Below are 10,462 nucleotides of genomic sequence, written 5' to 3'. Positions count from 1 at the left end.
AGCGGAAGGATCTGATCAGGCGGCTTCGGCCAGATCATCCCCGTCGACGTCATTGGCCCCATCGTTCGCCGCCTCGACCGGCTCGTCGGCCGGTTCGTCGGTCAGCGAGACATCCCCGCGCGCACCGATGGCGGCGGCAAGTTCCGCACGGGTCGGACCGCTGCTTTCGACGGGCGCCGGTTCCTCGACCCGCATCGGCTGCGGCAACCAAGCGACCACCTTGTCCTTGATCCCGGCTTCGATGATCGTCTGGCCGGCGAACAGCTTCTCGGCCGAGGCCGCGAGGTCGGCTTTCTTTGCCGCGCCGTAGCGAGACCTCAGATCCTCGCCGCCGATCTCGCCGAACAGGTCGAGGATCCAGTTTCGGGTCACCGCGTCGAAGAAGTTGCGGGCGGTGGGCCGCCACCAGCGGGCGACATCGATGTCGAGGCTGCGGCCGAGATGGCGCAGGAACGGCGCGCCCGAACCGCTGTCAGTCACCGGCTCGATCGTGCGCGCGATCGCCCAGGCGAACCAGGCCGCGCGGGCCTCGTCGGGAAGCGCCCGGAACGCATCGAAGCGCGCGACCGCATCGTCCCCGTCACGCCAGCCATGATCGAGGTCGGCTTCGAGCTTCGCCCAGCCTTCCGCAGCGGCCGTTTCGCTGACGTAATTGCCGACCCGGCGATCGGGCAGCGGCGCCTTGAGCCCGGACGCGAGGTCATAGGCGCCGGCGAACTTGCGGTGGGCGCCGTCGACCATGATGAAGGTTCCCAGATCCATCGCGAAGTGCGGATCGTTCGCCACATGCAGCGCGACCAGTTCGGTCCGCATCAGCGCGAGCCGATCGACCAGCTTCTGGCTGAGCGAGGCCTTGCGGGGCGCCTCGGCGGCGTCCGTATCGTCCGCGCCGTCGCCGTCATCCCCGTCGCTCTCGGGATCGATATCCTCGTCGTCCTCGTCCGACGCCGCGACGAACAGGGTTTCCTCGACCATGGGCTGGCCGTCCTCGCCGATCACGACATAGGCGAGCGCCCGTGCTTTCTGCTCGGGTTCATAGACCGCCTGGCGGTCCTGGATCGCGCCGAGTTCTTCCTCGAGCGCGTCGATCCGTTCGAGCTGTTCCTCGCTATAGTCGTGTTCGTCCGCGGCGGCTTCCTCGATCTCCTCGATCTCGGCCTTGATCGCCTGCTGACGGGCTTCCTGTTCCTCGGTGAGGGATGGCAGGATGCCGTCGATCCGCCGCAGGCCCATGGTCGCGGTATAGGGCACATGGGTCGCTGCGATGGTGCGGACCTCGGCGAAACCTTCGCGCTCGCGGATCGCCTCGGCAGCTTCGGCAAGGGCTTCATCGGCGAGTTGATCGAGCAGTTCACGGTTGGTCCACAGTTCGCTTTCGGCATTGGAGTACAGGTCGCGGTCGATCGTGCCGCCCGCCGCGAGATAGGCGTCGCGGCCGACCAGCAGTGCCTTGGGATGGCCGCCATTATAGCTGCCGGCGCTGACCTGGCGTTCGATCTCGGCCACGTTGTTCGCGTAATAGGTGCCGGCGAGGCTTTCGAACACGGCCGCCTGACGGACCGGATCGGAGGTCTTGGCATAGGCCTTGGCGATATCGAGCGTGATCTCGCCCCTGGCCAGCGCCTCGAACACCGGGGTCGCGAGATTGGCGAGACGCAGGCGTCCTTCGACGAACCGCACGGTCAGGCTGAACCGCTTGGCGATGTCGGCGACCGTCTTCTTTTCCTTGTCGATGATCGTGCGGAACGCGGTGCAGGCGTCGGCGGGGTTCATCGCGAGCTGGAAGAAGTTCTCGGCCAGGCTCATCGAGATGGCGTCGGCAGCGCTCGGCACAACCATCACCGGCACCTGGAAGTCCTTCGGCAGCACGCCCTTCTCGATATTGGCGAGGGTGCGCGAGAGGCGGCGGCCGCCGGCATAGATGTCGTAATGATCCTTGCGGCGCTTGATCGGCACGCCGATGAGGTTCTGGAGGACGATGCCGGTCTCGCCGAGATGGGCCTCGAACTGGGCGTCCGCGTCGGCATTCGAATGCTTGCGGACATTGTCTTCGGCCACACGGCAATTTACCGCGGGCACGTAGAGGATGGGATAGGTCATTGTGACTACTCCTGTGCGGCGCGATCCTGACCATCAGGCCGCTTTCCGCACCCAAATCCCCTCTCTCTTCCCTCCACTGCGGAGCTGGTCGTTCCAGTCGTTGTGACCGCGAGCCGGCAAGAGCAGATCGATCGTCCGGCCCTGGCGCGCGTGGGCGACAGCGGCTTTCCCGGCGCCGAGGCGGCCGGGCTGATCATTGTCGGGAAGCAGGATCAGCCGCGTCACGCGATCGGGGACGGCGACCTGCGCGAAGCGTTCGCTGCCCAATGTCGCCCAGACCGGAATGCCCAGCAGGGTATGGGCCGAGAAAGCGGTCTCCCAGCCTTCGGCGAGCCCAAGAGTGGCTCCCGGCACCCCAAAATGGACACTGCCATCGCGCGGTCGTCCGAGCAGCCTCTTGGGAGGATCGAGATCGGCGGCCGGCAGTCCGCCAGGGAGATCCAGAAACAGCCGCTCGAGCGCGATGACTTCATTGGCGCCTGAGCGCACGGCGGCGAGGAGCGCGGGTCGGAAGCGCACCGATCGGCCACCACCCAGCGGCGTTCGCCGATGAAAGCGCAAGGCAGGGCAAGTGCCGCCTAGACCGCGCCAATCCAGATAGTGTCTGCCGGGTGAGGCCAGCAGTGGAATGGCGTCGTCCCAGAGCCTGCGAGCGCGTGCGGCGATGGCCGCGTCACGCGGTCGCCACGGCTGGACAAGCGGTGCATCGGCGGTCGGAATGTCGAGCCGCAGGCGGCGGACCGCCCGCAGGACATCGAGCCGGTCGCAGCCGGCGAAGCAGTGGAACAAGACGCTGGACGCGCCGACGCGGATCGAGAGGCTTGGGCGACGGTCGGCATGGGCCGGGCACAGACACAGGCCGCCGCGCCCGGTCCAGGTTCCACCCAATTGCTTGACGATGCGCGCGGCGGCGGATTCGAGGTCGAGGTTTCTCGCGGCGATGGCATGAGGCATTGGCGACACGTCCTTTCGCCAACGCCCCTCATCCTCCTCTCCGAAAAGAGACGGCGCCGTCATCCGGCCAATCGGCGGGGGATGCTTGTTGCCACCTCTTCAACCAGGAGAGCCGCGCTAGAAAGGATCACCTCGAAGCATTCCTCGAGCTGCTCGCGAGCCGATGGGGTGAGTTGGACCAATACCCTCCGGCCATCGCTCGGATCGCCGGTGCGGACGACGAATCCGCGCCGTTCCATCATGGTGAGCGATCGTCGTGCGGTCCCCAGGGCGCTGCTTGCCGCGCCCCAGAAGCTGGTGATGGACGTGGTCTGCCCTTCATGTTCGCGCACATAAAGGTCCAGCAACATTTCGCTTGCCGGATCGCTGATCAAATCATTGCCGAACGCGCGCCCGGCACGCTTGTGCGCGGCGAGCAGAGCCCGGCAGAGGTCGGCGTATCGGCACGTCCGATCGTCGGCACTTGGGGCGACAGACCGGATCTCGGTCCTCACGGGGTGGATCGTGGGCTCTGCTGCGGCCGTGGGAGGAGCGCAGGCGCATGCCGGCCCAGAATCGTCCGGGGCGTGAAAGGGATAAACAGATTGCCGCACCACCGAGCGCGCGCCGGAAAGGCGCAGGGCAACCTGTTCCGCGCGCCATAGCAGATGCTCGGCATCATGGAGAAAATGCGCGCCGCGCTGCGTGGACCGAAGCTCGTTACCGACAGGCTCAAATAATGTCAGGCCGATCCGCGCTTCGAGGGCGGACACTTCGCCCTCAAGCAGCCCTTGCGACGTCCCAAGGACATTTGCGGCGAGGTGGAAACTGCCGTGTTGGGAAACGCAGAGGGCGTAGCGAAGCTGATTGAGATCAAAGGGCATAGGCTGTCTCCCGTTCGATCCGGATCATCCTGGGCAGCTGTCTCTTGACCATCAGCGTCCTCCTTCGCGCGCCAGATTTTACGGGGGCAGCGGCGTCATGTGGCGCGCTTCAGCCGTCGCCAGGGAGATACGGGTCGCATCGATGTGAGAAGAACGCGAATTGCCTCCCATCTTGAGACAGATGGGAGGACTTGTACGCGAACAGCTTTTTACAGAATTGTTACGTCAGCCCATGAGGACGATGCCGCCCGGCAGTTCGCGCACGCCAAGGTGCAGAAGCTGCTGGATCTGGGCGACGGCATTTTCGATTTGGTCGGTGTGGAAGATGCCATTGACCTGACGTCGGCCGATATCATTGCTGGTGAGGATGATCCTGGCACTGCGATAGCGATTGATATCCTCGACCGCTTCGGCGAGCGGCGTGTTGCGGAAGACGAGCAATCCTTGCCGCCACCCGGATATTCGGACCGGATCGACCTGAACGACCCTGGTCTCGCCTGACGGCGATGCGATGAACTGCTCGCCGGGTTTGAGGGCTTGCGAGACATCGCCACGTTCCCGCGTGATCGCGCCGGAGAGGCAGGTCACGCAGGTTTCGCGCTCGCTGGTGCGGATATTGAAGCTGCCTCCGCGCGAGGCGAAGCGTTCGCCGCCTGCCTGGGCCAGAAACGGCCGCGAGGTCTCGGGGAGGTCGACAAAGGCCTCGCCGTTGACGAGGCTGATGCCATGGCCGTCATTGATGACCGACAGGGCGGACCGTGCGTTGAGATCGATGGTGGCGCCACCCGCGAGTTTGACGTCGCGGCGCTCGCCCTGTCCGGTGCGATAGTCGGCGGTCAGTTCGGCCAGGGAAGGCCAGAGTCCGAGCGGCGGATTGGCGACCATGACAGCGGCGGCAGAGGCGGCGATCGCGCCCGATCCGGCGAGCATGGCGCGCCGGTTCATGAGGACGGGCCGCGCTCGGGGCCGGATGGGCGTCACATTGGCGGCACGCAGCGCGGCCGGGTGCGGCAGGTTCATCGCGCGCACGGCCTGTCGGAACGCGGCGGCCTCGCGGAACGCCTCCTCATGGGCCGGGTCTTGGCCGCGCCAGTGCGCGAAATCGCGCGCGTCGGCGGTCGTGGCGGCCCCCGAGGTCAGGCGCACGATCCATTGCAGCGCCTCCTTCATCAGGGGGTCGAGATCGTCATTCAAGGCATCGTCGTGGTTCATGGATGCAGCGCGGTTCCGCTTGGGTGGGGTTTCATTCATCGTCTCCCTGCTTTGATGACAATTTCGGCAGGCCGGTTGCGAACGATTTTTGTCGTCCGAGCCGTTTTGCGCAGTGTTCGACGGCGCGCTGGAGTTCTTTCTGGATCGTGCGCAGGGTCACGCCATAACGCTCCGCCAGGGCGTGATGGGATTCGTTTCCGACGAAGGTCTCGTAGAAAATGTCCTGCTGGCGCTCGGTCAACTCCGCGAGGGCAGCCTGCATCCGCTCGATCTCGCGGCGATCGCCGGCGATGATCTCCGGTCCGGGGGTTTCGTGGACCACGTCGACAAGGTCCATGATGTCGGAGAAGTCGAGCACGCGGTCGCGGGAGGTGAGAATATTCCGGGCCCGGTTGGCGACCGCGCGCGACAGATAGGACGCTGGATCACGGACAGGACTGAGATCGCGTGGTTTCTGGAGCCCTAGCCAGGTGTCATGAAGCGCGTCTTCGACGAGATCGGGCGCGAAGCTGCGCGAGAGCCTAGACTTGAGTTCGGCATAGCGGTCCTGCAGCGCGCGCAGCAACTGGTGGCGCGTCGTTTCCGATACGGGGGATTCCTTGTCCGCATCGTCTCGATCTCCGGGGCGCGAATCAGCTGTCATGGCTGCCCCCGATCGTCTCGCGCCGACAGCGGATAGGAAAGCGCAGATGCTGTCGATTCCAGCACCATCTGCGCCTGGAGGGCTCGGAGAGAATCGCGCATCATCGCGCCGCCACCTCGAACCACACCGGTTGCGGCAGATCGGCCGGCGGTGGGACCGGCATCCGCGCGCCATCGAGCACGAGACGAATATCCCGGTCGAGCTTTTCATCGCCGCTGGAGTGGATGATCGTCGGGCGCCGAACCAACCCGGCGGGATCGATCTCGACCGTCAGGCGCACGCGAAACGGCCGCGCGCTCGTGCGCGGATCGTTTTGCAGCCGCTGGTTGATGGCGGCCTGGACGGTGCGACCGAACGGCTCGAAGCGAGCACGCGACGGCGCGCCGATCATCGGTGCTGCGGTGACCCGCAAGGTATCGAGCACGAGGCGCGGCGCGCCTTCGGCTTTGACCCAGGCGTCGATGCCGGGTTCCGGCGGGCGTTCGGGCGGAAAGACGAGGACCGCGGTGACGCTCGTGAACCGGAATGCAAGCCCGGTGCCCTGAAGCATGGCGGCGATCGCCTCGCGCTCGGAGAGGGTGCCGCTGACGGGGTACGACCGTTTCCCTTCGACGACGCCGTTTTCGTAGAGGATGTCGATGCGGCTCACGGTGCCCAGTTCCGTGAGGGCGCGGTCGAGCGGCTGCGCGGGGATGTCATAGCGCTTCCGCTCGGACGGCGCCGGCGGCGTGTCCTGCTGTGCCCAGGTCGGTGAGCCAAAGGGCGCTGCCAAAAGCAGAAACGGCAGAGCGGCGCGAAGGAGTTTCTCCCTTCGCCGACGGACTGATGAGGCGCGCGGGTCATGATCAGCCACGGTGCCGCCGACGGGAGGTGGCGCGCGCGATCGGCAGATATCCAGGGAGCGCGGGCGGCTGCATCATTCGATCCTGAACTCGATCGGGACCGTGATATCGATTTGCGCCGGCAAACTGCCGGGAATGGCGGGCAGCGGCGCTGCGCGGCGGACGGCCGCGATCGCTTCATTGTCCAGCACCGCAATGCCTGACCCGCGCTCCAACCACATTTTCAGGACCCGCCCGTCGCGATCGAGGAGGAAGCGGACCCAGGCCGTGCCCTGCTTGCGGCCGAGGCGGGCCTCTTCGGGATATTGGCGGTAGCGGGCGATATGGGCGAGGAGCAGGTCGCGATACTGAAGCGCGGTCGCGCCCGAGAGATCGGCGGTGGCTTGACCTGGCTCGCGCACCGCGTTTGCGGCCGGCACGGACTGGGAGCCGCCGGGGCTGAGCGGATCGGGTATGCTGCTCGTGAGGTGCCGGGGCGGACGAACGGGCGTCTCGGCGGGCACGGCATCATTGGGCAGTTCCGGGGGCGTCAAGGGCTGGTTGGCGACGGCGCCGCCATCGTTTCGATCGAGCGGGAGCAGCTCGACGACCAGCACGCGTTCGCTCTGGGCGCGCACGCGGGACCGTCCCCCGTCGCCTGCAAAAGGATCGAGTAGGAACAGGAAGGCCATCAGCGCTGCGTGTGCGAGCAGCGACAGGATGATCGCGAAAAGTCGGGACGATACGGTTTCGATCATCGCCACGCCGCGCGGCTGATTTTTGACATGGCAATGATGCACAAGGGTCCACCCCAGCGCGCGAATAGTCGGCTAAGATGACAGTTCTGCTGCGCGCGACATAATCGGCGGATTCCGGTGCCTTTCCACCGCTCGCCATGAGCTGACCGAAAATAATCTTTGCCCCCGCGCATTTTTGCGTTCGCGATCGCGTCGTCCCGGCTGTCGAGCTTTTGAATGTCGATGAGATGGCGGTGATTTTGCACACGAGCATGTTGGACTATTGCGACCCTGAGCCGCGGGCTATTGCGCTGCCTGTTGGCGCCGCGCGCGGTCGCGCGCCGTTGCGGATCGCTTCCGGCGATGACGACCGTGCGCGGCAGCGCGTCAAGATCGGTCGTGTCGAACTCGATCGCCGCCTCTTCGGCAGACAGCGCGCGGTATCGATTACGCCGACCGACGCGATGGTGCATGTCCTCGTACCGCTTGCCGGCCATGCCGTGATCGTCGGTAATGGCGAAAGTCACACGCTCGAGCCGGGCATGGCGCTGCTCGTCGCCGGTACGGAGAAAATCACCAGTGTGTGGATTGCCGGATCGCGGGCGCTGATCCTGCATGTCCCGCGCGCGTCGATCCAGGCCGTCAGCTCGCATGTGTATGGCAATGCGCGGCGCCTCGCCGCGATCGATTGCCGGTTCGCGCTCACGTCCCAGGCAATCGCCGACGAAAATTCCGCCGAGATGACCGAGAAGCGGATTTTGGATAATCTGGTCGATGCCCTGCGCGCCAGCCCTCAGGAAGCGGTCCTGTTTCCCCTGGCGCGGTCGGTGCAGCGGGCGGTTGACCATATTCGCGCGAATCCTGTGCTGACCTGGACGATCGCCGATCTGGCGGCGGTTGCCGGTGTCACGGCGGGAACGCTGCGCCGCAATTTCAGCACTTGCCTCGGCATGTCGGTGACGCAGCTCGTCCTGCAAGCGCGGATCGAGTGGGTCCGGGCGCGCCTCGAGAGCGTGACCGAAAGCCGATCGATAGGTGAACTCTCGATCGCGGCCGGATTTGGCGCGTCGGGCATGCTCAATCGAACCTACCAGCGGCATTTTGGAGAAACGCCGAGCCAAACGCGCACGCGAGCATTCCGGTCGCGCCGCGACTGACATCGCCCCTTGAATTAGGGGGAGCATGAAAAATTTACCGTCCTGAATCATATTCAGGGCGAACCCCTTTTATTGCTCTAAGTAAAATCCAAGATATACCCGCGATAAATCGCTGATTCGTCCTGTTGAATCCTATGATATTCCAAGATTCTTTGTAACACAACTTTCATAGTGTTTGGACTGGATTATACGAAGCGACATTGCGGAAGTTTTATCCTTGAGAATCGGAACCGTCCCCTTCTAACACGCTGACGTCAACGGGCGCTGCATTGCAGCAATCGAGTCTTCGAACGCCCGTATCTGAGACGAGAGTGACCGTGTGCCGTCCGGCTTCATGTCGTGGCGGCGCTTCTGGCGGGGGGTGTGGTTTTGAAGTTCGAGAGACATAGCTGGCGGTTTGCACCAGGCACGGCTGCGCTTGCACTCGCGCTGTCTTCGATGGCGGTGCCATCATTTGCGCAGGAAGTGCCAGGTGCTGCGCAGGCAGCGTCGGCACCGCGCTTCGACATCCGTGCCTTTCAAGTGAAGGGCAACACGGTGCTCGCTCCTCGGGAGGTCGAGCGTGCCGTATATCCACATATGGGACCTGGGCGCACGGAGGCCGATGTCGAGGCGGCGCGTGCGGCGCTGCAAAAGGCGTTCGAGGACGCCGGCTATGTCGCGGTGTCGGTGATCCTGCCCGAGCAGTCGGTCGAAGGTGGCATCCTCCAACTCGAAGTTCAGCAACAAACCATCGGCCAGGTATTGGTCGAAGGCTCGAGCAAGCCTGATGCGGTCCGCGCCGCGGCACCCTCCCTGACGCCGGGTACGACGCCCAACCTGCCCGCTTTCCAGCGCGACGTGATCGCGCTCAACCAGATCGCAAGCCGTAGGGTGAACCCGGAGATGCGCGCGGGTGTTGCACCCGGCACGCTTGACGTGGTGCTGACGGTCGAGGAGACCTCACCGATCCACGCATCGGCAGAACTCAACAATTTCAGTTCGGCGGCGACCAGTGACCTGCGTGCCTCGGCGACACTTCGCCACGACAATCTCTGGGGACTTGGCCATAGCCTGAGCCTGTCGGCGCAGACCGCCCCGCGCCGGACCGACGACGGCACCGTGTTCTCCGGCAACTACCTGATGCCTCTCGGGCAGGGCACGCAGTTTCTCGCCTATTATGTCCACTCGGACAGCGACATCGCCGTGGTCGGCGGCACCAGCGTGATCGGCAAGGGCGACATCGTCGGTGTCCGCCTCATCCAGTCGCTGGGCAGCCGCGAGGGCTTTTATCATGCGTTGACCCTCGGTTTCGACTACAAGAATTTCGGTGAGGATCTAATCCTGGGCGCCGATACCGATAGCGCCCCGATCAAATATGTCCCCGCCACCCTGTCGTGGCGCGGCGACTGGTCGGGCAAGACGGCGAAGAGCGATATCAGCCTGTCGGCGACGCTCGGCATTCGCGGCCTGGGCGATGGACCCGCGGCGTTTCGTTACAAGCGGCTTTATTCGCGCGACGGCTTCTTCGTGCTCAAGCTCGATGCGGGCCGCGTGCAGGATTTCGGGCCGGGCCTGCAACTGAGCAGCCGCTTCTCCGGCCAATGGTCGCCAGATCCCCTGATCTCGAACGAAGGCTTCAGCCTCGGCGGCATGTCCTCGGTGCGCGGCTACTACGAGTCCGAGGCGATCGGCGACTATGGCTTCGCGCTCCAGACCGAACTGCGCTCGCCCGACTTTGCCAAGCTGCTCGGCAGCGACCTCGTCAACGAGCTGCGGCTGCACGCCTTCCTCGATTCCGGCTGGGCCGGTCTCCAGCGTGCGCTGCCAAGCCAGGACGACAGCTTCAGCCTCGTCAGCACCGGCCTCGGTGGCCGGATCAAGCTCTTCAATCATCTCACCGGCGCCATCGATGCCGGTGTGCCGCTGATCTCGGGGCCGGACTCTAAGTCCGGCGACATCTTCATCCGCTTCCGCATCCAGGGGGAATTCTAAC

The 10,462-nt window shown here is 64.9% G+C and carries 9 protein-coding genes; 2 read left to right on the top strand and 7 right to left on the bottom strand.

The features are described from left to right. Positions 1-15: 15 nt before the first annotated feature. From C100_RS33825 to C100_RS47470, 7 genes are all read right to left on the bottom strand, one after another. Entirely contained in the window at positions 16-2,100 is a 2,085-nt protein-coding gene (locus C100_RS33825; protein WP_024019470.1) for a ParB/RepB/Spo0J family partition protein, read from the bottom strand. A gap of 33 nt (positions 2,101-2,133) precedes the next feature. After that, positions 2,134-3,054, bottom strand: a complete 921-nt coding sequence (locus C100_RS33820) for a DUF7146 domain-containing protein (RefSeq protein ID WP_024019469.1) — start codon at positions 3,052-3,054, stop codon at positions 2,134-2,136. Positions 3,055-3,113: 59 nt separating this feature from the next. After that, positions 3,114-3,917 (bottom strand): LysR family transcriptional regulator, encoded by an 804-nt coding sequence (locus C100_RS47475; RefSeq protein WP_024019468.1) that lies wholly within the window; start codon positions 3,915-3,917, stop codon positions 3,114-3,116. Positions 3,918-4,142: 225 nt separating this feature from the next. Next, complete coding sequence (locus C100_RS33810) at positions 4,143-5,129, bottom strand: FecR family protein (protein ID WP_052028259.1); 987 nt, start codon at positions 5,127-5,129, stop codon at positions 4,143-4,145. Positions 5,130-5,160: 31 nt separating this feature from the next. Further along, positions 5,161-5,772, bottom strand: a complete 612-nt coding sequence (locus C100_RS47870; RefSeq protein WP_024019466.1) for an RNA polymerase sigma factor — start codon at positions 5,770-5,772, stop codon at positions 5,161-5,163. A gap of 100 nt (positions 5,773-5,872) precedes the next feature. Beyond that, positions 5,873-6,625: a TonB C-terminal domain-containing protein gene (locus C100_RS33800; RefSeq protein ID WP_152536447.1), complete on the bottom strand. Its 753-nt coding sequence runs from the start codon at positions 6,623-6,625 to the stop codon at positions 5,873-5,875. A 63-nt stretch (positions 6,626-6,688) separates the two neighbouring features. Further along, positions 6,689-7,351 carry an energy transducer TonB gene (locus C100_RS47470; RefSeq protein ID WP_235219056.1) on the bottom strand — a complete coding sequence of 221 codons (663 nt, stop codon included), beginning with the start codon at positions 7,349-7,351 and terminating at the stop codon, positions 6,689-6,691. Positions 7,352-7,578: 227 nt separating this feature from the next. Here C100_RS47470 and C100_RS33790 point away from each other — a divergent pair, with 227 nt between their 5' ends. Together C100_RS33790 and C100_RS33785 are read left to right on the top strand one after the other, a co-directional pair. After that, a complete protein-coding gene (locus C100_RS33790) occupies positions 7,579-8,487 on the top strand; it encodes an AraC family transcriptional regulator (protein ID WP_031309209.1) in 909 nt (302 codons plus the stop codon). Between the two features lie 339 nt (positions 8,488-8,826). Then, the gene (locus C100_RS33785) at positions 8,827-10,461 is read left to right on the top strand and encodes a ShlB/FhaC/HecB family hemolysin secretion/activation protein (protein WP_235219052.1); all 1,635 of its coding nucleotides are present in this window, start codon (positions 8,827-8,829) and stop codon (positions 10,459-10,461) included. Position 10,462: the final 1 nt, after the last annotated feature.

Source organism: Sphingobium sp. C100, from assembly GCF_000508185.1.
Classification (GTDB): Bacteria; Pseudomonadota; Alphaproteobacteria; order Sphingomonadales; family Sphingomonadaceae; genus Sphingobium.
The sequence above is the reverse complement of the archived record's forward strand: the minus strand, read 5'-3'. Positions and strand labels throughout refer to the sequence as shown.

What these genes read in the sequence shown, in the direction of transcription:
- C100_RS47870 (WP_024019466.1), bottom strand. Translation starts at nt 5,772, where the DNA reads ATGACAGCTGATTCGCGCCCCGGAGATCGAGACGATGCGGACAAGGAA.
- C100_RS33820 (WP_024019469.1), bottom strand. Translation starts at nt 3,054, where the DNA reads ATGCCTCATGCCATCGCCGCGAGAAACCTCGACCTCGAATCCGCCGCC.
- C100_RS33810 (WP_052028259.1), bottom strand. Translation starts at nt 5,129, where the DNA reads ATGAACCACGACGATGCCTTGAATGACGATCTCGACCCCCTGATGAAG.
- C100_RS33825 (WP_024019470.1), bottom strand. Translation starts at nt 2,100, where the DNA reads ATGACCTATCCCATCCTCTACGTGCCCGCGGTAAATTGCCGTGTGGCC.
- C100_RS47470 (WP_235219056.1), bottom strand. Translation starts at nt 7,351, where the DNA reads ATGATCGAAACCGTATCGTCCCGACTTTTCGCGATCATCCTGTCGCTG.
- C100_RS33790 (WP_031309209.1), top strand. Translation starts at nt 7,579, where the DNA reads ATGGCGGTGATTTTGCACACGAGCATGTTGGACTATTGCGACCCTGAG.
- C100_RS47475 (WP_024019468.1), bottom strand. Translation starts at nt 3,917, where the DNA reads ATGCCCTTTGATCTCAATCAGCTTCGCTACGCCCTCTGCGTTTCCCAA.